This window comes from Thiosocius teredinicola (genome assembly GCF_002009425.1).
Classification (GTDB): domain Bacteria; phylum Pseudomonadota; class Gammaproteobacteria; order Chromatiales; family Chromatiaceae; genus Thiosocius; species Thiosocius teredinicola.
In genome coordinates this window covers 2035123-2058441 of the sequence record NZ_CP019936.1, presented here as the reverse complement: position 1 = coordinate 2058441, position 23319 = coordinate 2035123, and the positions used below count along the sequence as shown (strand labels likewise).

Annotated in this window: 22 protein-coding genes; 9 read left to right on the top strand and 13 right to left on the bottom strand. The window is 60.6% G+C overall.

The window, feature by feature from the left end; all coding sequences use genetic code 11:
* Nucleotides 1-31 precede the first annotated feature (31 nt).
* Complete coding sequence (gene grpE, locus B1781_RS09890; RefSeq protein WP_078119515.1) at nt 32-634, bottom strand: nucleotide exchange factor GrpE; 603 nt, start codon at nt 632-634, stop codon at nt 32-34.
* 409 nt (nt 635-1043) lie between these two features.
* Here grpE and B1781_RS09885 point away from each other — a divergent pair, with 409 nt between their 5' ends.
* Nucleotides 1044-1703, top strand: a complete 660-nt coding sequence (locus B1781_RS09885) for a PEP-CTERM sorting domain-containing protein (protein ID WP_078119514.1) — start codon at nt 1044-1046, stop codon at nt 1701-1703.
* 120 nt (nt 1704-1823) lie between these two features.
* Here B1781_RS09885 and hrcA read toward each other — a convergent pair whose 3' ends face one another.
* Nucleotides 1824-2885, bottom strand: coding sequence for a heat-inducible transcriptional repressor HrcA (hrcA, locus tag B1781_RS09880; RefSeq protein ID WP_334223946.1), 1062 nt, complete (start codon nt 2883-2885; stop codon nt 1824-1826).
* Nucleotides 2886-3060: 175 nt separating this feature from the next.
* On the opposite strand from hrcA, the gene B1781_RS09875 reads away from it, so the two are divergent.
* The 6 genes from B1781_RS09875 to B1781_RS09850 all read left to right on the top strand — a co-directional run bounded on the left by B1781_RS09875 (nt 3061) and on the right by B1781_RS09850 (nt 11408).
* A complete protein-coding gene (locus B1781_RS09875) occupies nt 3061-3942 on the top strand; it encodes an NAD(+) kinase (RefSeq protein ID WP_078119513.1) in 882 nt (293 codons plus the stop codon).
* A 52-nt stretch (nt 3943-3994) separates the two neighbouring features.
* Nucleotides 3995-5668, top strand: coding sequence for a DNA repair protein RecN (gene recN, locus B1781_RS09870; RefSeq protein WP_078119512.1), 1674 nt, complete (start codon nt 3995-3997; stop codon nt 5666-5668).
* Between the two features lie 257 nt (nt 5669-5925).
* Entirely contained in the window at nt 5926-6663 is a 738-nt protein-coding gene (locus B1781_RS09865) for a sulfite exporter TauE/SafE family protein (RefSeq protein WP_164513325.1), read from the top strand.
* Between the two features lie 159 nt (nt 6664-6822).
* Nucleotides 6823-7137 (top strand): hypothetical protein, encoded by a 315-nt coding sequence (locus B1781_RS09860; protein WP_125932001.1) that lies wholly within the window; start codon nt 6823-6825, stop codon nt 7135-7137.
* A 78-nt stretch (nt 7138-7215) separates the two neighbouring features.
* Entirely contained in the window at nt 7216-9864 is a 2649-nt protein-coding gene (locus B1781_RS09855; RefSeq protein ID WP_078119509.1) for a U32 family peptidase, read from the top strand.
* A gap of 503 nt (nt 9865-10367) precedes the next feature.
* Entirely contained in the window at nt 10368-11408 is a 1041-nt protein-coding gene (locus tag B1781_RS09850) for an Lcl C-terminal domain-containing protein (protein WP_078119508.1), read from the top strand.
* Between the two features lie 247 nt (nt 11409-11655).
* Here B1781_RS09850 and B1781_RS09845 read toward each other — a convergent pair whose 3' ends face one another.
* The 3 genes from B1781_RS09845 to B1781_RS09835 are packed head-to-tail and all read right to left on the bottom strand — an operon-like array spanning nt 11656 to nt 14443.
* Nucleotides 11656-12225: a ferritin family protein gene (locus tag B1781_RS09845; RefSeq protein ID WP_078119507.1), complete on the bottom strand. Its 570-nt coding sequence runs from the start codon at nt 12223-12225 to the stop codon at nt 11656-11658.
* A complete protein-coding gene (locus B1781_RS09840; RefSeq protein ID WP_078119506.1) occupies nt 12222-12860 on the bottom strand; it encodes a cytochrome b/b6 domain-containing protein in 639 nt (212 codons plus the stop codon). The genes B1781_RS09845 and B1781_RS09840 overlap by 4 nt, the downstream gene beginning before the upstream one ends.
* Nucleotides 12860-14443: a tetrathionate reductase family octaheme c-type cytochrome gene (locus B1781_RS09835; protein ID WP_078119505.1), complete on the bottom strand. Its 1584-nt coding sequence runs from the start codon at nt 14441-14443 to the stop codon at nt 12860-12862. Before B1781_RS09835 ends, B1781_RS09840 begins: the two co-directional genes overlap by 1 nt.
* Before the next feature lie 164 nt (nt 14444-14607).
* On the opposite strand from B1781_RS09835, the gene B1781_RS09830 reads away from it, so the two are divergent.
* Nucleotides 14608-14850 carry a hypothetical protein gene (locus B1781_RS09830; RefSeq protein WP_125932000.1) on the top strand — a complete coding sequence of 81 codons (243 nt, stop codon included), beginning with the start codon at nt 14608-14610 and terminating at the stop codon, nt 14848-14850.
* Between the two features lie 36 nt (nt 14851-14886).
* Here B1781_RS09830 and B1781_RS09825 read toward each other — a convergent pair whose 3' ends face one another.
* The 8 genes from B1781_RS09825 to B1781_RS09790 all read right to left on the bottom strand — a co-directional run bounded on the left by B1781_RS09825 (nt 14887) and on the right by B1781_RS09790 (nt 22340).
* A complete protein-coding gene (locus B1781_RS09825) occupies nt 14887-15135 on the bottom strand; it encodes a hypothetical protein (protein WP_078119503.1) in 249 nt (82 codons plus the stop codon).
* Nucleotides 15136-15156: 21 nt separating this feature from the next.
* Entirely contained in the window at nt 15157-15792 is a 636-nt protein-coding gene (locus tag B1781_RS09820; protein ID WP_078119502.1) for a cytochrome c3 family protein, read from the bottom strand.
* Nucleotides 15785-17224, bottom strand: a complete 1440-nt coding sequence (locus tag B1781_RS09815) for a multiheme c-type cytochrome (protein ID WP_078119501.1) — start codon at nt 17222-17224, stop codon at nt 15785-15787. The genes B1781_RS09820 and B1781_RS09815 overlap by 8 nt, the downstream gene beginning before the upstream one ends.
* 88 nt (nt 17225-17312) lie before the next feature.
* A complete protein-coding gene (locus B1781_RS09810) occupies nt 17313-18593 on the bottom strand; it encodes a multiheme c-type cytochrome (protein WP_078119500.1) in 1281 nt (426 codons plus the stop codon).
* A gap of 303 nt (nt 18594-18896) precedes the next feature.
* Complete coding sequence (locus B1781_RS09805) at nt 18897-19652, bottom strand: metal ABC transporter permease (RefSeq protein WP_078119499.1); 756 nt, start codon at nt 19650-19652, stop codon at nt 18897-18899.
* Nucleotides 19649-20545 carry a metal ABC transporter solute-binding protein, Zn/Mn family gene (locus tag B1781_RS09800; RefSeq protein ID WP_334223945.1) on the bottom strand — a complete coding sequence of 299 codons (897 nt, stop codon included), beginning with the start codon at nt 20543-20545 and terminating at the stop codon, nt 19649-19651. Before B1781_RS09800 ends, B1781_RS09805 begins: the two co-directional genes overlap by 4 nt.
* Nucleotides 20546-20562: 17 nt before the next feature.
* Entirely contained in the window at nt 20563-21981 is a 1419-nt protein-coding gene (locus B1781_RS09795) for a TonB-dependent receptor (protein WP_078119497.1), read from the bottom strand.
* A gap of 62 nt (nt 21982-22043) precedes the next feature.
* Nucleotides 22044-22340, bottom strand: coding sequence for a hypothetical protein (locus B1781_RS09790; protein ID WP_078119496.1), 297 nt, complete (start codon nt 22338-22340; stop codon nt 22044-22046).
* Nucleotides 22341-22592: 252 nt separating this feature from the next.
* Here B1781_RS09790 and B1781_RS09785 point away from each other — a divergent pair, with 252 nt between their 5' ends.
* Nucleotides 22593-23009, top strand: coding sequence for a YajD family HNH nuclease (locus B1781_RS09785; RefSeq protein WP_078119495.1), 417 nt, complete (start codon nt 22593-22595; stop codon nt 23007-23009).
* The last annotated feature ends 310 nt before the right edge of the window (nt 23010-23319 follow it).

Sequence of the window (23319 nt, the reverse complement as noted above, 5' to 3'; positions counted from 1 at the left end):
CGTTTTCAAGACACCCGTTGCGATCGGCCGCTCAGTTTGAGGCCTGCGAAACCATGACCATTGCCGGACGCACCAGGCGACCGTTGAGGGTGTAGCCCTTTTGCACCACTGCGACGACGGTATTCGGCGGCACATCGCCGCGCGGTTGCATCGACATGGCCTGGTGCAATTCGGGGTTGAACGGCTGATCGATCGGATCGATCTGCTCGACGTTGAACTTGTTCATCGCGTCGCTGAGCATCTTCAGCGTCAGCTCGGTGCCTTCGCGCAGCTTGTCGACATCGGCCGATGGGGCTTGCGCGGCGCTGTGGCCCAGCTCCAGGCTGTCCCACACGCCGAGCAATTCGGCGACGAACTTGTCGAGCGCGAATTTGTGGGCGTTTTCCAGGTCGCGCGCATGTCGCTTCTTGAGGTTTTCCAGCTCGGCGTGTGCGCGCATCATCTGGTTGTAGTGCTCGTCCGCCTTGGCGCGGGCCTGTTCGAGCAGACGCGCAAGGTCCTCGGCCGAATGCTCGGCGATGTCGCTGTCTGCCTCCATTTCGGCCGCACTCTCTTCGAATGTGGTCTCGTTGACGTCCTCGATTGCCTCGTCGACGCCCTTACCCTGCGCCGGTCGATCCTGCTGCTCTGTCATCAGAACCTCTTACAAGCCTTTGAATATAAATAGTTATTTAGCCAGACGGAACGACGCCTGCCGTTCGATTGCCCGGTATATATGGGCATCTCGGCCGAATACAAGGCGGTGCATCGAAATTTTCTGATTTCCGACAAGCGTTTGCCGGCGTAACGCGCTGCAGCCGAGCATCGACCCTGAACCTGGAGGCTTCGAGTAAGGGTGCGGAAACGGAGAGCAACGAGCGCGATCGAAACGCGCATGCGATAAGCCAATCGGCAAACGGGGCAGCGATACAGCAACAAGCAGTTCTGATAATCCGATTTTAGTTCCTTATCTACGCTGCTGTATCTGAAAGTTTTTTCTTGGGCACGTTTATGGATCGAATGTTTTGAGCTATAGCTTGCAGCATGGAGATTGAGGAGGACGCATGAAGCCGATCACCAAATGCGCGGCGGTTCTGCTGGGGGCATTCGCCGCTTCGGGAGCCAACGCAGCAATCCTCACATTCGACGACGCCATCGCCGGCGAAACCAGCTACGCGTTCGACGGTGATGGCGACGGCATCGACGACGTCGTCTTCTCGACAACTGATCCATCGGGATTCAACACCGCTGGACCGGGTCCGAACCAGTCGTACATCAGCGAGCCGGGCCTCGAAGGTACGACGATCCTGGCACCGGATCTGCGCGTCGATTTTCTCTATGGAACGGCCGGATCGCTGCGCTTCGGATTCGCGATGAGCTCGCTGACTGGTCTAGTGGACGGAGTCGAATTCTCGATCTACGACACAAGCGACGGACTGCTGGCGTCGACCAACGTGCTGGCAGACTTCACGCTCGTCGACGGTGTCATGGAAAGCAGCTTCCCGGAGGGCCTGGTAGACGTCAGCTTCGCCGGTGTCGCCTCTTATGCCTTGTTCGACTTCTCGACCAACGATGCAACTCGATACATCATCGATAACTTCGAGGGCACCTTCGGCTCATCTGAGAACGTCGACAACGGCGTGCCGGTGCCGGCGCCGCTTGCCTTGTTGGGTGTTGGACTGGTGGGACTTGCCACACGAAAGCGTCGCTCGGCCGAGCACTGATTTCGTCGTTGCCCAGGCAACCGTCAAAAGCAAAGAACCCCGCTCCGGCGGGGTTCTTCATTTTTCTATAAAAACTTCTGAAAACCTGTATCTGCCCTGCTTTCGCAGACCGCGCCTGCGTCAGCGCGAGGCCAGTGCGCTACCCAGAATCCTCGCGGTGATATCTACGATAGGGATCACCCGATCGTAGGCGATGCGGGTGGGGCCGATCACGCCCAGCACGCCGACGACCTCCGAATCGACCTCGTAGGGCGCAGTGATCACCGAGCAATCCTTGAGCGTCTTATAGCCGGATTCCTCACCGATGAAGATCTGCACACCGTCGGCCTCGAGACTGCGATCGAGCAAGTGCAGAATCTCCTGCTTCTCGGTGAAGGCGTCGAACAGCGAGCGCAGGCTGTCCATCTGCGCCAACTCGTCGAAATCCATCAAGTTGGTCTGGCCGGCGACGACAAAGTCGCCCCTACTCTTGCCGTCCGCGTCTTCTTTGGCGAAGGCCGCGCTGGCCACCTCGAGCGCCTGCACCATCAACGCATCCAGGTTGGACTTGGTCTCCTGCATATCGCGCAACACCAGGCGACGGATGTCTTCGAGATCCTGCCCACCGTAGTGTTTGGTGATGTAGTTGCTGAGCTGCTCGAGCTCACTCCGGCTGAACACCCGCGAGGTCTCGATGATGCGGTTGTAGACCTCGCCGGCCGAGGTCACGATCACCGTCAGCACCTTGGCCTCGGAGAGCGGCACGAACTCGATCTGCTTGACCCGGACCTGGTTATGCTTGGGCACCATGACGACGCCCGCCAAGTGCGTCAGGCTCGACAACAGACGCGACGCCGAGTCGACCAGCGCGGCCGGTGCATTCTGGATATCGAACTGGTGCTGCAGCTGGCGCATCACCGTCTTGTCGAGCGGCTTGAGCGACAGCAGCGAGTCGACGAACATGCGATAACCCGACACCGTGGGAATACGCCCGGCCGAGGTGTGCGGCGAGGCCACGAAACCCAGGTCTTCGAGATCGGCCATCACGTTGCGGATCGTCGCCGGGCTCAGGTCGAGCCCCGCATCTTTCGCCAGCGTGCGCGATCCGACCGGCTGCCCGTCACGGATATAGCGTTCGATCAGCACTTTGAGAAAATGCTGGGCGCGTTCGCTGATTACCGGTTCGGAACTGCTGTCTGTCACCTGCCTACCGTCTGCTGCATTCGCAGCGCTGTTGATCTATGCCGCAAGCTGCGGCCTGTTTCGATTATGTGGAGCCACTTTTTACGGTGTCAAGAAACTCGCGGCCGCGCTTGGCGCGTGCCGAAGCGCATGCTAGTTTGCGGCCTTAACTCATGTCGGCAGAAACAACAACATCGTGAACGCCTACGGCACGCCGTTTCAGCGGATTGCAGTCGTCGCCAAGCCGGACACCGCCGGCCAGATGCAGCCGACGCTGCAGCGCCTGCAAAATGTCCTCGAACAACGCCAATTGACCCTGCTGCCGGACGAGCGCGCCGCCGCAATGCTCGGCCTGGGCCAGGGAATGCCGCTGCCGGAACTGGCCGCAGCATGCGATCTGGCGGTCGTCGTCGGTGGCGACGGTACGCTGCTGCATGCCGCCCGCCAGTTCGTCGATCACGAGGTGCCGCTGCTGGGCGTCAACCTTGGCCGGCTGGGCTTCCTGGTCGACATCGCGCCGACCGAGATCGCGAGTTGCCTGAGCGCCGTGCTCGACGGCGAGTACACCGAGGATGCCCGCTTTCTGCTGAGCGCCACGATCGGCGACCAGGGTCCGGTGCTGGCGTTCAACGACGTCGTGCTGCACAAATGGAACATCGCCCGCATGATCGAGTTCGAGACCTGGATCGACGGCCGCTTCGTCTACACCCAGCGCTCGGACGGCCTGATCCTGTCGACCCCGACCGGCTCCACCGCCTATGCCCTGTCAGGCGGCGGCCCGCTGCTGGCGCCGAGCCTCGACGCCATTGCGATCGTGCCGATCTGCCCGCATACCCTGAGCAACCGGCCGATCGTGATCCATGCCGACAGCAAGATCGAGATCTCGGTCACCGCCAGCATTGATCCGAACGACGTTCGCATCACCTGCGACGGGGCTGCCAGCCTGACGATCGGCAACGGCGACAAGCTTCGCGTCGAGCGCCACCCCACTCCGGTGCACCTGCTGCACCCGGTCGGCCACGATCACTTCAATGTGCTGCGCGCCAAGCTCGGCTGGGGCGAGCACCCGAAAAACTGAATGCCGTCATGAGCCGTCCAACTTCAAAGCGCCGGGACGCTTGGGCCACGCCATGTTGAGCCGTATCACCATCCGCAACCTGGTGATCGTGCGCTCGCTCGACCTGGCGTTCAGCGATGGTATGACCACGCTGACCGGCGAAACCGGCGCCGGCAAATCGATCCTGATCGATGCGCTCGGCCTTGCGCTGGGCGACAAGGCCGACAACGGCTTGATCCGCGCCGGCGCCGACAAGGCAGAGATCAGCGCAACCTTCGAACCGGCGGCCGGCAGCGCAGCGCTGCGGTGGTTGGATGAACACGATCTGGCCGCCGATGGCGAGTGTCTGCTACGCCGGGTGCTGGTACGCGATGGCCGCAGCCGCGCCTACATCAATGGCACGCCAACACCGCTCGCCAGCCTGCGCGAACTTGGTGAATTGTTGTTGGACATCCACGGCCAGCATGCCCACCAGTCGCTGCTGCATGCCGCGGCGCAACGTGCGCTGCTCGATGCCTACGGCGGTCTACGCAAGCAGGTCAAAGACGTCGCCCAGCAATACCAGACCTGGCGCGCCGCCAAAGAACAATACGACGCGCTGCGCAAAGCCGGCGAAGATCGCGCGAACCGCCTGGATTACCTGTCGTTTCAGATCGCCGAACTCGAAGCCATCGCCTGCGAAGGCGATGCACTCAAGTCACTCGAGGAAGAACAGGCGCGCCTCGCGCATGCCGAACAGCTGTTGAAAGACAGCGACCAGGTGATCGCGATGCTCGGTGATGAGGAACAGTCGGTTCAGCAGATCGTTGGGCGCGCTGCGCACATCCTCGACGATCTTTCGCGCCTGGACCCGAGCCTCGGCGAGACGCGCGAACTGCTCGAATCGGCCGGCATCCAGATCGACGAGGCCTTGTCGTCGCTGCGCCACTACCAGGACCGGGTCGAACTCGATCCCGAACGCCTGCAGGCCGTCGACGATCAGCTCGGCCGCCTGCATGACGCGGCACGCAAGCATCGGGTTGAGCCGGAACAACTGGTTGGACTTCTCGATCAGTTGCGCACCGAAGCCGAGACGCTGAACAACGCCGACAGCAATCTGCGCGCTTTGGAAACCCAGATCGAAGAACTGCAGAAGACCTATTTCGACAACGCAGACAAACTCAGCAAGGCACGCAAGAAGACCGCCAAACAGCTTTCCAAGGTGGTCACCGAGAGCATGCAGACCCTGGGGATGAAAGGCGGCAAGTTCGAGGTCACCTGCACCGCCGATCGCGACAGGCCAAGTGCTAGCGGATTCGACCAGCTACGTTTCGAGGTAACCGCCAACCCCGGTCAGCCATTGGCGCCGCTATCGGCGGTCGCGTCGGGCGGCGAGTTGTCGCGCATCAGCCTGTGCATCCAGGTGGCCACGGCGAATTGCGGCCCGGTACCCACGCTGATCTTCGACGAAGTCGATGTCGGCATCGGCGGCGCAGTCGCGGAGATTGTCGGCCAGCTATTACGCCGCTTGGGCGGCGAACGCCAGGTGTTATGTGTGACGCATCTGCCGCAGGTCGCAGCCCAGGCGCATCAGCAGCTTCGTGTGCACAAGATGACCGATGGCAAGACAACCGAAACCCGTATCGACTCCTTGGATGCGTCGGCGCGGGTCGACGAAATTGCGCGCATGCTCGGCGGCGTCGACATCACCGACCAAACCCGGCGACACGCCCTCGAGATGATAGAACTGGCGCATAAAGCGTCTTGAAGACAGCCGACAAGACCGGTCGCGAGCGATCAACATCGGCGGCGCCGCGAACAAGAACAAAAAGACTCAGAAGAAAATAATCAGGTTGCATAATCGATTCTAAATCGATGAAATAGCGCCATAAAAAAACAGTGCCCAGACAAATACCGCTGGTTAGAGGCAAGCACAATTGCCCGGCTAGTCATTATCAGCACCGCGTCGGCATCGCAGCTTCTTGCGGTGTCCGGCCCTAATAAAGCAAGGGCTTTCCTCTTTTGTTGTTGGAATCACTCTCTCTGCCGTATTGGGTATTTGGCACCGTCGTGCTTTGTGTCGCCTACTTCGTGCGCGGTGTCGCCGGTTTCGGCTCGGGCCTGATCGCCATACCGCTATTGGCATTGGTGTTACCGTTGACCCTGGTCGTGCCATTGGTCGTGTTTCTCGACTATGTGGCGTCGGCAAGCCATGGACTCAAAGATCGCGCGCACATCCAGTGGCGCGAGATCCTGCCGCTGCTGCCGTTCTCGCTGCTCGGCGTGCTGGCCGGCCTGTACCTGTTCAAGACGGTCGACCCGGTGTCGTTGAGCCATGCACTCGGCGTGTTCGTCCTGCTGTATGCCCTGTATTCGCTGTTCGTCAACGACGGCGGTAAACCGGCATCGCAACTGTGGGCGGCGCCGGCCGGCTCGCTCGGTGGATTGGTCGGCACGCTTTTTGGCACCGGCGGCCCGTTTTACGTCGTTTATCTGAAGCACCGCAGTCTGCCCAAGACCCAGTTCCGCGCCACCTTCGCCACCATCTTTCTTATGGACGGCGCGGGCCGTCTGACCGGCTATCTCGCCGGTGGGTTCTTCGATCGCGACTGGATGATCCTCGCCGCCCTGGCGCTGCCCGTCATGGGCATCGGCCTGTACATCGGCGGGCATATCCACACCAATATCAGCCAACGCAGCTTCCAGGTCGCGGTCAGCATTCTGCTGGTGATCAGCGGATTCTCTTTACTGTTTAGAACTTAAAATTCCACGCGTTAATCTACTATTTCCGGAACGCTTTTCTACCTGAAGGGAGCACAATTCCTAACTTAAAGAAGTTGTGACGGCGGGCGATAATTTCGTTCAGTAACGGCGACTTAGTGTGACCTAAGTCCGCCAGGATGTATGACGGAGTTATAAGAAATGTCACCTGCCGTTTTTCACAAAGTTCTTGTTTCTGCCCTGATCGCAGTCCTGCACGCACCCTTGGTGTATTTCGCCTTTCAACTGTATGGCCAACTCGCGCCCTACGAGTCGGTCGCCGACCTGCCGCTGATGTCGCTGGTCACGCTGATCGCCCTGGTGGTGGCACCGCACATACTGCTGGCATGGTTCAACATCCGTTGGAATCCGCCGTGGGCGCGTAGCAACGAGATCGACGCCTGGGATTGCCGCCCCAAGCCCGACAAGGACCGTATCATCGCTGCCGCTGCGACCCGGCTCGCCGGCCATAACTGATTCCTCGAAACCCGGCTTTCCGACAAAAAGCGTCTTTTTCCTGCCGCTCGATCCGGCCGATTCTGCGAGAATGCGCGGATGTCGAGCGGCGCCCCTTTTGCACTTCGCACCAAACCCCAGCTCCTGGCCCCGGCCGGTGGACGGGCACAGCTTGAGGCCGCCGTCTGGGCCGGCGCCGATGCGGTCTATTTCGGTCTCGACAGCGGCCTGAACGCGCGCGTGCGCGCTGCCTCTTTCTCCTCCGCCGAACTCGATGCAACGATGGGGTTCTTGCACGAGCGCGGCGTCAAAGGCTTTCTCACGCTCAACACCCTGGTGTTCGACGAAGAACTCAGCGCCGCCGAGGCCATGATCGCCGATGCGGCACGCGCGGGTGTCGATGCGTTGATCGTGCAAGATCCCGGCATCGCGCGGCTCGCGCAGGCGGTCGCCCCGAACCTGCCGCTGCACGCCAGCACCCAGATGTCGATTACCGATGCCGGTGGCGTCGCGTTCGCCCGCGACCTCGGCTTCAGGCGCGTCGTCATCGGCCGGGAGCTGTCGGTCGACGAAATCGCCGACGTCGTGCGCGACTGCGACCTCGAGATCGAGGCTTTCGTGCACGGCGCTTTATGTGTCAGCTACAGCGGCCAATGTTTTTCCAGCGAGGCATGGGGCGGGCGTTCGGCCAACCGCGGCCAGTGCGCCCAGGCCTGTCGCCTGCCGTACGGATTGGTCGTCGACGGCCAGCTGCGTGAGCAGGGCGACGAACGCTACCTGCTCTCGCCACAGGACCTGATGGCGTTGGAGCTGTTGCCGAGACTGGTACGCGCCGGCGTCAGCTGCTTCAAAATCGAGGGGCGCCTGAAAGGCCCGGAGTATGTGCTGGCGACCGTCAGCGCCTATCGCGACACCCTGGACGCGATCTGGAACGATCTGCAGGTCAACGCTGCAGTCGGCAACGACCGCCCGCTTGAACCCACCCGCCGACGGCATCTTGCGCAGGTGTTCTCGCGCGGCCAGAACCGTGCCGCCGACGGGCTCACACCCGGCTTTCTCGACGGCCCGCATCACCAATCGCTGGTAATTGGACGCAACCCACGCCACCGCGGGGTATTCGTCGGCGAGGTACAGGCACTGACCGCACGCGGCATTCGCACCCAGCTGAGCGGACCGATCAAACGCGGCGATGGCGTGGTGTTCGATCGCGGCCGCCCGGAAGACAAGGAGTTCGGTGGCAACGTGCATCACGTGATCGACGACCACGGCGAATCGCGCACCGACGAGCTCGATTGCGGGCCGGTCGAACTACGCTTTGGCGACGACTTCAGACTCGACCGCGTACAGCCCGGCAACCTGATCTGGCGCACACGCGACAGTGCGATGGACGGCAATACCCTCCTCGACCCCCGGCTGGCAAAGCGACCGGTAGCGGTCGAAATCGATATCAGCGGTCGTGCCGGCGAGCCTCTGCACGTGCGCATGCATGATCGTGACGGGAATAGCGCCGAGGGCTCTACCGACAATCCGCTCGAGACCGCAACGCGCAGCCCACTCGATGCCGACCGGATTCGCCAGGCGATCGGCACACTGGGCGACACCCCTTTCACGATCGAACGGCTCGACATCAATTTGGACGACGGCCTGTTCCTGCCGATCGGCGATATCAAGTCGCTACGTCGGCACCTGGTCGAGCAACTCCTCGACAGTCGCCGTCAACATCAGCGTGCCGTCGACGTCGCGCGCGAAACGCAGTTGCCACACCTGCTGCCCGCAACCGGACCAACTGCAGCCGCCCCGCACACACGGCTGAGTCTGTTGTGCCGAACCAAGGCACAGGTCGAGGCGACACTCGAATTGACCGACATCGACGAGATCATTCTGGACTTTCTCGAGGTGCATGGCCTGAAAGAGGCCTGCCTGCTGGTGCGCGATGCCGGGCGCCGATTGATCGTGGCGGCGCCGCGCATCTTCAAGCCGGGCGAACAACGTCTGTGGCGCTACTACTGTCGTCTCGAACCCGACGCCCTGCTAGTACGGTCGGCCGGGCTGCTGTGGCAGTTGCACGCTCTGGGCGGCCCTGGCGCCCTGCTCGACGACGGCGAGACGCGCATTCCGCCGCTGCATGGCGACTTCTCGCTCAACGCGGCCAATGTGCTAAGTGCCATGCACCTGTTCGACTACGGCCTCGAACGGCTGAGCCTAACCCATGACCTCAACAGCAAGCAGATCGCTGCGCTGGCACGCGGCCTGCCAGCCAAACTGCGTGATCGGCTCGAGATTATCGTGCACCACCACCTGCCGATCTTCCATACCGAGTACTGTCTGTTTGCACGCTTTCTATCAAGCGGTGACAGCTACCGCGATTGTGGTCGCCCATGCGAGATACATCGAGTACACGTTCGCGACCCGCAAGGCGGAGATCATCTGGTACTCGCCGATATCGGTTGTCGCAACACCGTGTTCAACGCCGCTGCGCAGAGCGCGGCAACCGTGTTATCCGAACTGAACTCTGCCGGTATCACGCAGTACCGGATCGAATTTGTCGACGAACCGGCCAACCAAGTGGCACCCATCGTCGACGGGTATCTGCAAACCCTCGATGGCCGACAAACGCCTGCGGCATTGACCAAACTGCTGAACCGCGTACCGGACGCCAACAACCACCCGCAAGGTGTCGGGCTGGGCTCATTGGCTGTCCGCGTGGAAATGAAACGCGATGCGATGAAAAAGCCTACCGCGCGTTGAAAAGCCTTCGATCGTCAAAGTCTAGGATCGCCGAGCCTGTTGGACTTGCCGAATCCACCCGCGCCACGTGAGCCAGGATGTCCGTTCTGGTGGCCGCTACGGCATTTGTTGCCCGGCAACAAACACCAAGTGCGCAAACGTTGTACGCGTCCCGCCGTTTATGTGTGATTCCTGGTTCTAACGTTCATATCCAAGCCGGTCGGAAGTGGCATTGCGCCGATGGAGATCGATGCGCGTGCAACAAAGGACAAGCGAGCGCTTCGCCCTTGCTGCTGTAGCAACACCAGGGCTTTCGAGGTGATTCGGCGATGTTCGATGTCGCATCCCGGCAAGACAAGATGACGCGCTCCTCCGGCGCGACCGCATCACCAAGTAGTGACGTGGCACGCGAGTTGCTCAACTGTCCGCAAAAGCCCGTGCGATTGTGCGCATTGGATAGCACTTAGCGCTAAGGCTACCTCACCCACGAGCCCACTCGAATATCTCGAACAAGGAAAATCGTAATGAACAGGACTTGGCACGCTGCTTTATCAATCGTGTTCACCGTCTTTTCGCTGTCTGCCTCGGCCATCGAACCGCAGGTGTTCACCAAAGGCGATCAAAACGCAACGGCACTCAACCCATCGAACACCTATTCGATAGCACCCAAGGAAGACTCCAGTGGGGGTAAGTTCGACCCTGACCTGCCGGTTGCCGCGCCCGGCAACTATCTCATCCACAAGAAAACCGTCGAGGACCTTTCGACTGGGCTCGAATGGCAGCGCGGGCAGGATCTACACGCCGGGCTGAGCTGGATGGATGCGCAGGCATACTGTCGTGACCTGTCTTGGGGTGGCGCGACCGACTGGCGCCTGCCCGATGCTTTCGAGCTGCTTAGCCTTGTCAAATACGATCAATCGCCGCCCGGGCAAACCGCGATTGATGTACAAGCCTTTCCTGAAACCAAGGCAGGGACCAGCCCGGATCAAATCAACACGACCCGCGACTACTGGACGAGCACCACGCATTGGTCGTCATTCTGGGGCTATGACGAACCCTACGCCGTCGTCGTGAACTTCTTTGGCGGTGAGATGTACACGCGCCGAACCGACGAACAATATGCAGGCACCTTCGCCCGCTGCGTGCGAGGTGGCAAAGGACTTGGGCCGGCATTCAGGAACAATGGTGACGGCACCGTAACTGACCTCGCCCGATCACTGATCTGGCAACAAGACGCCGATGAAAATCCCTCCAACGTTGGTCCCTATTGTGAAGGACTGACACTTGGCGGCCTGAGCAATTGGCGTCTCCCCACGGTGCAGGAGCTGGCCTCGCTACTGGATTTCCGCAACCACTCGGAGACTGCCTACACAGCCGTGTTTCCGAGCACCTACTACGATTGGGACATCTACTGGGTAACGAGCCAGGCCAACGTGAAACACACGAGCCAGGTGTGGAGCGTGATCTTCACACCCCGCGGATACGGAAGTCACGATTACTCTATCGTGCCCGTGCACGCAGCCGGTGGCAGTAAGTGGGGACGTTGTGTGCACTCGGCAGATTGAAAGGGTTCTGCTATCGCCCAGGCCGACAAAGGCCCCGCGCGTTTGTGAGCAGCAGACACGAGGCGCGCGACATCGATCCGGCCTATGGCGGGTATACCCGATGCAAACAAACATGCCCAAGGCGTCGATCCCGACTCGCACACAGTGCGCGTCGAGATGAAACGCCACACGGGAAAGAAACCAGCCGCGCGGTTACAACGCCATCAGCGGTGAAGGTGCTGGCCTCACCGCCGACAGCACTGGATTGTCAGGCTGGTTGCAGCATCGCCGATGTTTGTGAAGCGCGGAACGCCGCCAACGCATCGCGGAACCACTCGGCATGCTGTGCCTCGGAATCGACCACGCGCTGATAGACCGCGGCCTCTTCGTCGCGACCGGCGGCCAGCGCATCGTCACGGAAACGCGGGTAGATGTCGCGGTATTCGCGCTCCTCGACCGAGATGGCCACGCTCAGCGCTTTTTCGATCACGCCGTCACGGTTCATCGCGATCAAGGCATCGCAGTTCTCACGGATCTTGGTCAGTGCATCAATCGCCCGCTGGGTGTCTTCTCCACGCTCAGGCGTACCGATGTCGGCATACAACTCGCGCAACCAGACGGCATGCAGCTTTTCTTCACCGGCCACTTTCAAAAACAACTTGGCAAGTTCAGGATAGCCGGCGGTTTTGGCCCAGCGCGCGAACTCCGGATACATGATCTGGTTTTCGTACTCTTCGACATCGACAAACGACGTAGCAGTCGTTTTGCCGTCCGCCGCTTGTTGTGCGGCGGCGAAACAGTCGAAGATCATGTCTTCAGTGATCTCAGTCAGTGTCATACATCTCCCCCTCTGGATGACGGCTGTAGTGATTCGTCGTGTGTCTCTTCGTATCCGGTAACCATGCCTTTCAGATACCCAAACGGCTTTTCACTCGTTGTCAGGGCCAGGTAAAGGTGTACAACCAGAAACGCCAACATCAGAAACGCGGCCGCGGTATGCGCTACTGCCACGGGTGTGAGGCCGAAGCCCAGCAGGCCGCGCTCGTCCCAGTAAGGATAGGCGATATACAGCAACCCGGAAATCCATACAGCCGGCCCGATCAGGACATGCAACGACAGGTAGGCCATGCGCTGCAGTGGATTGTGCCGTTGCCACTGCGACTTATGAAACGGGTGTGGTTCGCCCTTGAAAATCCCCAGTCCGTAATAGCGCATCATCGCGATGATCCGATGCAGCGGCGACGGAATGTACTGTTTCCACTCGCCGGTGGTCAGGTGCCAGAACCAGGCGAGGAACCAGATCGCCAGCAAGGTCCACGCGGCGTTACAGTGATAGTCCGCAGCGCGTTCAAAGCCGAACAGCACAAAGCTGCCATGCACCTCGAAGCCGGTGATCAACAAGGCCAGCACAAGCAGCGCCTGCGCCCAGTGCCAGAACCGCAGAAAGCGCGAATACAGGTAAGTGCGTGCCATCAGCCTTTCCTCCGCTTGCGTGCAGCGACCATACGCGCCGCACCGTGTAATGAGACGCCGCCGAGTGTGCCGAGCACTGCCAGCCAACCGATCAGGTCAAGCCATTCCCACCGGTCGCTGCCCGGCATGTACAGGCCATCGATGTTCGCCAGCCGACCATCGCGGCGATGGCATTGATCACACGCCAATGCCTGCTCCTTGGGAGCGACCATGTGGGTGATCGGCCAGTAGTACTCGGTTTCGATGAAGTCGTAGTCGCCGCTGAACGGTTGGTCGACGGCCGTGAGTCCGGCCTTGATCGCCCGCCCCCAGTCGAAGCTCTTCCAATAGGCCTCATCGTCCTTGCCGAACAGATGTGGCACTGCCAGTACCTTGTTCTGCGTATCGTAGGGTTGGCGGCCACGCATGACCTTGAACGGCCAGATACGTGACTGAGGATCATCCGGACCGCCTTCGATCCGGTTGATCGGCACCACGGCCGAATCGTCGATCGTCTGACCGATGCGGGCATAGCGCACCTCGCCGTTGAACCAGCGATATTCCGGGACGACGTTCGCCTGCCACTCGAAGTCGCCCTTTTTGAAGTCATAGGTGGCGTAGCCGTCGCTGTCTTTGATCACCAAGGGCTTGCCATGCTGGTCCTTGCGCCCGGCCGTCGACCAGTCCCACCACATCTTGGTCTTTCTACCGCCTCGCGCGAACTCGGGCACATGGCAGGTCACACAGGCCAGCTTGCTGACGTGCTGATCGAGCTTGGCATTTTGCTGATCACCATGCGGCGCGTCGCCATGACAAGAAACGCAGGTCGCATGGTTACCGTCGGTTCTACCCGGTATATCGATACCCTGGGTATCGGCAGCCTGCGGCGCATAGCGGCTACCGGCGATCTCGTGTCCGCCCGCGGTATGGCAGGTCTGGCAACTGAAGTTCAGGCCGCTCGCATCCATGTGCACGTCGGTGGCATGGTCGGGTCTGTGCATCGACGAATCGAGGTGGCCGTGTTTCACGCCGTCACCGCCGCCACCGTAGAAGTGACAGCTGCCGCAATTGTCTCTCGTGGGTTTGCCGACATGCTGGGCGATGTTTGCCAGGTCCGGCGGCTGCCATAGCTTGCCTTTCTTCGGCGGCCATTGTTTCGCCTGGTAGTTCGGATGCCCGGCATCGGTCGGAAACTTGCGATAGCTGCCGGTCGTATCGTGGCAGACAAGGCAATCGACGGCATCCTCCCTGGCGAGGTCGAACTTGTCGTCCTTCCAGCCATAACCGATGTGGCAGCTGGTGCAACGCGCCCAGTTGCTCGCCGTCGCCACGCAGAAGTTGTTCACCACGTTCTTCTTGCCCAGGCGCTCTCCGGTCAGCGCGTTGTCGAAGGCCCAGGTCCAGTGCGTGGTCTTGTGCAGTTGCTTGGCGGCCTCAGTGTGACATCCGAGACAGGCGCGGGTGACAGACGGCCCGTCGGCAAACGGGCCGTTGAGTTCCTCGAACTTGGCGTGGTCCGCCGTGGTCTGCGGTCCTTGCGCCCAAACGGGAAGATTCAACAATAGCGCACCTTGGACGATAACCAGGAAAACGACCTTTCTCATGCGCGCCTCCTATGTCGGTCACATTCGGCCCGGGGATTCGCCAACGGGCGGGGTTGTCCCGCTGCGAGACCTTCGGGGCCAGCGTCTCATTGCGGTTGCATTTATTAGCTTTTGCTAATACGCTTATCTTAGAAATGAGCCCCAGTGGTATTCAGGAGGCTGCTATGTCACTGATTAATTGTAAAAATCTGCGCCTTGCCGTGAGTACGGCCGGCGTTTTGTTCGTTCTCGGCATCCTGCTCCAGGCACCGCGTCTGCTGTTCGGCGCCGACCTTCCGGTACTGGCCACGACATTCAGCGGCATCGGCCTGCTGGCGATCGTGCTCAGTCCCACCCTGATCGCCGCCACGACACTGCTGAGCCTGCTGCCCGGCGCCGCCCGTCAGCTCGAGCTCTGCCGGCGATAACACCGGCCGCCGATACGCCCCGCGTTCGCGGGGCGGTCAGCGTTCGCATTGGTCCGTGTTCTGCTCGACGCCCGGCAAGACGGAGAGCAGGAACGTCGAAAGCAATACGATCGGCGCCACCAACAGCAGCACAAACCCGAGCAACAGCACCACGTGGTTCATGTGCAACCAGGTCGGCACGACGTACAACGCCGCCAGCGTCAGCAGGATACCGGCGATAAAAAAGATCACCGACACAACCACACCTTCGCGCAACGTCTTACATCCGAGGATCAGCAGTTTCATGTCTCGGTCCCCTCGCCCGCATCATTCCGCAAGCAGTTCATCGGCCTTGCCCGGTTCGAGACCGAATTCCTTTTCGATCATTCGGTTCCACGCCTCGCGTTTGAACGTCGCCTGTTCAGGCACCTTGCGATGCACCAGATTGATATGGCAGTCGACGCAGGTCTTGCCGTCGGTTTCTTCCTGATGGATCGCCAGCGTATCGGCGCGTTTGCCGACGATCGCCTCCTGCGCGTGACAGCGGCGACAGGTGCGTGAGTCGTTCTTGCGAAACCACTCGCGCGCGCTGAACGCCGCCTCGGGCAGATGCAGGGCGTTGATCACCGGGTCGTCGTAGTCCGGACCAAAGATCTGGTTGAACAAGTCCTTGCTGCCGATGAAGTGATCCCAGGTAGCCGCAAACACGCCTGGCGATACATGGCAGTCGCCGCAGCTGGCGCGCACGCCCGACTCGGGCTGGTAATGACTCGATTCGCGATAAGCCTCGGCGGATATCTCCATCGAATGACAGGTGGTGCAGAAACTCTCGGTACTGGTGTGATGATCGAACTCGATCAGAAACACCATAAAGCCGATGCCGGCCACGCCACCGAACGCCATCGCGAACAACACGTGTCGCGTGACAAACTCCGGCAACAATGTGAAACGCCGCTTACTCATTGCCGACCTGTGCGTTGCCCACACCGAGAATCGGACTGCGCTGGTTCGGCGCTTTCAGCCACTCATGGCCCGTCGCATCGTCGAGATGCCGCGCAATCAGCTCGTCCGCCGACTCACCCGCCACTTCACGTACCTGCGGCAGAAAACGCGCATAGAAATTGCGCCCGACCACATACATGCCTTCCCACCAGGCATGATTCGGACTGGCCATCGCCGCACCGTGCCGCGCCCTGGCACCTTCGTCGTGCCACAGTTCCCAATAGGTGAACTCGATAGGTTCATCGAACGGCGTCGCGGTCAGCTTCTTTTGTGAATAGAGCTCGCGCATGATCGCTTGAGCCGGCTTGCCGAACTTGTCGTTGTAGAGTTCGACCACATCATCGAACTGCTGCATGAACGCCTCGGCGAAATTCTTGCCGTGACACTCGCGGCACACCAAGGTCATTGCCTGACGCCGCCGCTGCGGCGTGGCAACCATCTTCACCTCGCCCTCGCTACCGTCGAGTTTCGGCATCTTGCTGCCACGCCCCGGCGCCTTGATCGACTCGGGTAGCTCGCGTTTGCCACCATCACCGAACACGATCAGATGCTGGCGTTCGGAGACCGGCGTGTTCAGATTCCACGCGTTGCGCATGCCCACATCGTGGGTCGCCGGCAGCTTGCCGGCCGCACCCATGTGGCAGGTTGCGCAGGTCGGTGCGGCGTCATAGTCCTTGCCGGCAATCCAGTGTTCGCTGTCGAGGTTCATGTCGTCGCGACCGGCAACGAATGCCATGCCGTGCTTGGAGGCCTCGAATACCTCCTTGTCGGGCGAATCGGGACCGGAATGACAACGCACGCAGGCCGCCGGGGCGCGCGCCTGGGCTTTCGAAAAGCGATGCCGCCCATGACATGACGAGCACGACCCTCGCGAGCCGTCCGGGTTGATCCGACCGATACCGGAATTCGGCCAGGTGCTCGCGTCGAGTTCGCCATCGGCCTTGAGCTTGACGGTTGAACCATGACATTGCGCACAGCCCGCTGCTTCAATCGCCGCACCGGCAACATTGTTGACCATCGCCGGCATGCGCTCGGCGATTACCGACACCGCCTCGGCATGCACCGACCCGCGCTGCTCTTCCTCTTCGACGGTATGACACCGACCGCAGTCTTTCGGTGAGACCACCGTCGCGATCGTTGCCCCCTCGTGAGTGATGGCATCCGGATCATCGGCCTGCGCACGATGGCAGTCCATGCAGTTCACGCCGGCCTCGGCATGGGCACTGTCTTTCCATTGCTTGGTGATGCCGGCCGACGACTTGGCATGACAACTGACGCACTCTTCGCCAGCCGGATCACCCCAATTGTCGGGGCTGAGTGTGACCTTGGCGCCCCAGGCGCTGCCGGCGCCGAGCAGCAAGGCAATGGGCAGGAAACGAATTAGGCTACGCATAGCGACTGACAACCTGAACTGAAGACATCGATCGAGACCTTTAAGGGGCGGGTCCACACAACGGCCCGCCCCTCCGCCACTACGACGATCAGAATCGCGTTTCGGCGACCGCAATCGTGCGCGGCGATCTCAGGTCTTCTGGCAGGTGTTGGAACTGGTCGGCCAGGACCTTCCACAGCAGGTTGTAGTGCACCTCGCCCCTGACGAGCGCCACGTTGTCGGCGGGAATCTCGTACGACAGGGTCCGCTCCTCGTGTGGGCGCAGACGGGTATCCGCTCCCAGCTGGGTCGCCGTCGGCGGCATCGCGTCCTTGCCTGCATCGTCCGACAGCAGGTAAGCGAAGTAGGCCTGCGGATCGTCTTTCGCCGGGTGCTCGGGCGAGCTTTCCCATACCTTGTTGCCCTGCTCATCGTAGGCAGCCAGCTTGAACACGATGTTGCGGAACGGCGCACCCGTCGGCAGTGCATGCGGCTGCTGGTTCTTCAGCTTTGCCTCGACCAGCACCTTGCCGCCGTCTTTCTTCGCATCCATCGTGAACACGATGCTGCGCTTGAGCATGCCGCCATCATGGCCGCCACCCATGCTGTGATCGGCCGAGTTGTCGACCATCGGCATGTGGCAATACTGACAGGTCACATCACTCTTACTGACCATATACTCGTTGCCGGTCGCACACAAAGGCACACCGTGGGCGTTGTTGCGCTTGTCGTGACACCCCATGCAGGCGCCATTCGACTTGAGCAGCCCGGCATTCGCCTCCAACGGCAGCGACGGGATGTCTTTGCCTTCAAGCGTCACGCCTTCACCAAGATGTGGATTCGGCTTGCTGTCGTCGTTGCTGCCGGCCCCGCCGAACATGTCATTCGATGCGGTCAGCTCTTGCAACCCATGCGTGAAACCGGCCGGCCCTTGCAGGTTGTCGACCGTTTCATAGGCCTTCATTCCCAGCCGCAACTTACCGCCCGGTGCATTGATGCCCTTGTATGACTTCAAGGTATGGCAAGCGACACAGTTGACGCCTTCCTGGTACGACACCTTGGTATCCAGCTTGGTCGCATTTTCGAGCGCCGCATTCGGCGCATGACACTGCAGACAAACCGGGAAATTGCCGTTCTTCATCTTGACGCCATCGGCCAACGGGTCGCCGACGACTTTCTTGTAGAAGGTGGCATGAATCGGGTCCGCCAGCGCCGTACTCTGCGCGTGCATGGAACCCTTCCATTGACGATAGATATCTTTATGACAGCTCTGACAGACTTCCGACGATACGTTGCGTACCGTCTCCTCTGCTAGAACAACGCTGGAAAATGAGAAAAGTGACCCCAGTGCATACAACACCACTGCAGTCGAACGCAGAAGCTTCGACATGCCGTGTCCTCCGGTTTGGCGTTTTCGGTTCTTATTGAATCAACGATGGCTAACCGGTTTTTTACTCTGAACGAAAGCACCTACGATTGCTTGGAAATCTCACTAATCCAGATTAACTAAAACTCAAAAGCTATAGAAACCTAGACAAAGATCGATAGTTCATTCGTTTCGAATATAGAGAGACGCTGAATGATGTCACGTCCGAATCCAGCGCAAATCGATCCTGCGGTGAAACAGAAAAACCACCCTTTACCAAGTCGCGTTCTCGCCGTATCGCTTGTTTTCGATTGAGCACAGCTGCGACTAATTCGAAGTCTGTGGCTTGGTTCGTCGAAGGAATGCAGACGCCAAGGCCACCGTCGCCATTGCCCACACCACGCTCGGGCCAGTCGGCAAGTCTGTCATCAGGGAGCCGAACAGACCGAGCAGGTATCCGGCCAATCCTACGCTGTACGCTGCGAACGACCCGCGCCGACCGCGTGTTGCCAGGGCAGGAATGATCAGACTCGCGAACACCAGGTAAACACCAACCAGTTGTACCGACAGCGTGACGCTCAGCGCAAACAATGCGTAAAACACGGTGGGACTGTGCGCGACATCGACCGTCTTCCATACGCCCAGGATCAACAGCGAGACAACTGCCGGCAGCCACAGATCGTCATAGGTCGTCCACAGCAGCTGACCTGCGAGCAACTCCTTCAAGCGCTCGCCGCCGTGCGGGTCGTTGGCGAGCATGAGCAACGCAGCGCTCACCGCCAAGACGAACACGACCCCGATGACGGCCTCGAGCACACCGGGCCAGTGTCGCTCGGCCCAGCGCAGCATCAATGCACCGCCGAGCGCCGCGAGAAACGCGGCGAATTGCACGGTGGAGCCCCCAGGCTGATCGAACATGACATGGACGAGGATCACGCCCAGGCCGGCGAGTTGCGCGATCGCCAGGTCGATGAAGATGATGCCTCGGGCCAGCACCTGCCGGCCCAACGGCACGTGGGTGCTCAGCACGACCGCCCCTGCGATCAGGGGCGGTCCGAGCAATGCGAAGTCGGACGCATTCATCGATGTTCCAAGTCGTTGAGCCGGCGCACGATCGTGTCGAACAAGCTGAACAGATCGTCACTCCCAGATACGGCGCCGACGGTCTGAGGCAGCACGACCGCAGGTACTCCTGTTTGCGACGTTAGCCATTCGGCGGGCTTTTCGTCGTTCAACGGCGACAGCACAATCAAGTCTGCCGGCTGTTGTTTGAGCTGTGCCAAATGCGCCATGTTGGGCGGAATGCCCGGCTTTGGCTCGAGCGAGCCGACGCGCTGCATACCCAGCCAATCCAACAGGTAAGTCCATTCCTGGTGATGTACGACGACGCGCCTGCCCCGCAGTGCGCCCGCGTCACCCTGCCAACGACTGAGAGCAGCCTGCCAGCGCGCTGCAAAGTCCTGCAAGCGCCGCCGGTACAGCGTGCTGTTCGAACCATCGATCTGCTGCAGCCGTGCCGACAATGCCTTGGCGATCTCGAGTATTCGGCGCGGATCGAGTTGAACATGGGGATTGCCGTCACCGTGCACGTCTCCCTCGGCGCGGTCGAGTTCGGCGGGTTTTTCCAACAGCGTCACCGCATCGGTTGCCTCGAAGTAGCCCGGCTGACCCGGCAGCACCTTCGGATTGCGCGCGCGCCGTTGCACCATCGGCATCCAGCCGGTTTCCAGTTCAGCGCCGGTGCATACCGCAAGGTCCGCAGAGCGCAGGCGGGCGATCAGTGATGGTCGGGCTTCCACATGGTGAGGGTCCTGACCCGCGTGGGTTGCGGCGAAGATGCTCGCCTCGTCACCGGCCAGCTCTTTCACCAATGCGGCCCACTCGGGCTCGCAGGCAAAGACGTTGAGTTTCGCTTGTGCGGTACCGGCGAGGAGCAACGCGAGCAGTACCGACATCGAGAGTCTGTTGTTACGCATAGACATGTCCCCCGGCGTCAGTAACGGTGCGCGCCGTGCGCACCGAGCGTCATGATGTATTGCAGCATCACCTGGTCGTCGGTCTCTTCGCGTGAATCATCGCGCGCATACTGCAGGCGCAATCGGCTGAACTCGCTCGGCGACCAATCGACCATCGCGGCCCAGCGATGCGGGTCATGATCGCCATTTTGGTAGCCTGACTCCTCGAAGATATCGCTATCCGCTTCACCCGTCGTATTGCTGACCATCACCAGGTCGTTGTCTGCGCTCAGCCGGTCGTAGCGCAAGCCGGCCCGCCACTGGCGGTTGAACTGAAAGATCCCCTGCAAATACCAGCCATCCTGCTCGCCGTCGTAGTTGAACAGTGCGTCGCCGGCACCTTCACTCAATGCAACCTGCCCGTCCTCGTCACGCAGCAAGTATTCGCCCTGAAGGATCAGTGCCCGTTCGCCGCTGAAATTGGTTTTCCATACGGCATCGAAAACAGTCAGGTCGGAATCGCCGTTGAACACCGGGCTGTCGCCGCCATGCTCATGCGCATGGCCACCAGCCGAGCGCTCACGCACATCGACGTTCATCCGCGACACGCCGACCTGCCAGCTGCTGTCATCGCCGATATCGCCTCCGACCTTGGCGAAAAGGTTGCGCACGGCACCGAAATCACCGTCATTGCCGCCGCCGGGGTAAGCGTCGCCGCGCAACGCTTCTGCACCGACTTCGACGAACAAGGCATCGATCGGCGCGACCCAGCTCGCACGAACGCCGTCATCGCGATACTGACCACCGAGAAATGCCTCGTAGGCGAGTGGCGCATCGGCAAAATCCCACGCGTGGGTGTGGTGCTCGTTGAGATAACCGACAGCCGAATAGAAACGCCCGAAGCGCAGGCCGAGTCCGGCCGGTAACGACAGGGTGTCGACAAAGGCCTCCTCGACATCCACCTCGATCTCGCCGTCGTGAGTATGCAGGCCAAGCGTTGCCTGACCGAAGAACAGGTTGTCGATGTTGGCCGACGCCGTCAGCTCTGTCTCCCAAAGTGCCAGGCCTTCATCGATCAACCCAGCCTCGCCGCCGAGCGGCATGCCCTCGAAATGAAATTCCTCCGGGTCCTGCGAGTACCCAGCGAACCCACCCTGAAGAACCAGGCTGATCGCAGGATTGAAGCTGTTGTCGCCGGCGCGCGGCTTAGCCTGCACCTGCTCCTCGACTGCTGCAACCTTGCCTTGCGTCGCCTGTGCAGCCTCTTCGGCCGCAGCGGCACGCTCTTCTGCACGTTGAACGCGTTGTTCGAGTGACTGAAGCTGTTGCACATGCTGCTGCTTCATCTGTTCGATCATGCGTTTCAATTCAGCGATATCGTCCGACTCGGCCGACCATGCGCTCATGGGAATGCTCAACGCGGCCAAGACGGCGGCGTTCACCAGTGTTCGTGTCATTTGTGTTTCTCCAATGCACTACGTATCGCCTCTCTCGACGAGAGGGCAAAAGACAAGAAGGTCTAAGCGATCGAAGAGTTGGGTGGAGGTGCGCGTTCCTGGTAGGCGGATAGCGATGCGACGGCCGGACGTTCGCCGCCAATGAACACCGGATGCGGGTGGTGGGCCGAATTATTCGCCGGAACGGCAGAATGCATCACGGCCTGATCAGTCGCTGCGGCAATGATGCACAACGCACAGACCTCGCCGTCGGGTTCGTCGTGATCTGCCGACTCGAGGTGCTGGAGCACATGCAGTTGAGAGACAAACTGCGCGGCAAATAGCAGGCACGCCAGCAATACGCGGCGCCGTTTGTTCATGACAGGCGGCTTGAGAGAGACGGCAGCGGAGTTCACGTCGATAGCGTACCAGAAAAACGTTACGTTATAACATCCTTTGTCGGGTGCGCTTTGCTGCCTGCCGGGCGTCATGGAATGCTCTGACGACGCCCTCTCGTACAGCGACACGCACGCGTTGCGGGGCGGCGGCAGAACCCACGTGTGCGTCACCGCGAAATCAGTTCAAATAGGCACACGAAGGGTTCATTAGTGCAGATCATCGGGAGACACAGCATGGCTCAGCAACCATCAGGGAGCGGTCGAAACGGTCGCCCCATCGACACTGCCAAGCTCGACCAGGTCGTGGCCGATGCGCGCCGCAACAGCGAAGAACGCGCGGCGGGATACCGTGAGCAGGCACTGAAGCTGTTTCCCTGGGTATGCGGTCGCTGTGCGCGGACGTTCACCCGGGCCAATCTGCATGAATTGACCGTGCATCACAAAGACATGGACCACGACAACAATCCGCCGGACGGCAGCAATTGGGAGCTGCTGTGCCTGTATTGCCACGACAACGAACATCAGAAATACGAAGAGCACATGGCGGCCATGGCGTCGGGACGTACACCGGGTGCCGGCGGCACTGCGAACACGGAAACTACCCACCGGCCCTTTGCCGACCTGGAAGCGCTGCTGAAAAAGAAGGACTGATCTGGCGCTTGGACGAAATCCCTATGGGCGCACATTTCGATCACGGACAATTGCCTTCTTCGTCGGCCGAGCCGTATCATCTGCGCCACTTCTTGAGGGCGTAGTCGCTCAGCCACGCTGAGATGGACGTCAACAGTCTCCGGGTACGATCCCGTGGCGGCCATGTCCCAACCGGGATTGACCAGACTCAAGGTACGCGACATTCAGGTCAGGTGGGCTGATGTCGCGACCTGAGTCTTTGCGCCACCCGCCAGGAGTACTCCCTATGTGTCTTCCCCGACTGCGTCGCGCCAAGTACGCAATGCGATCG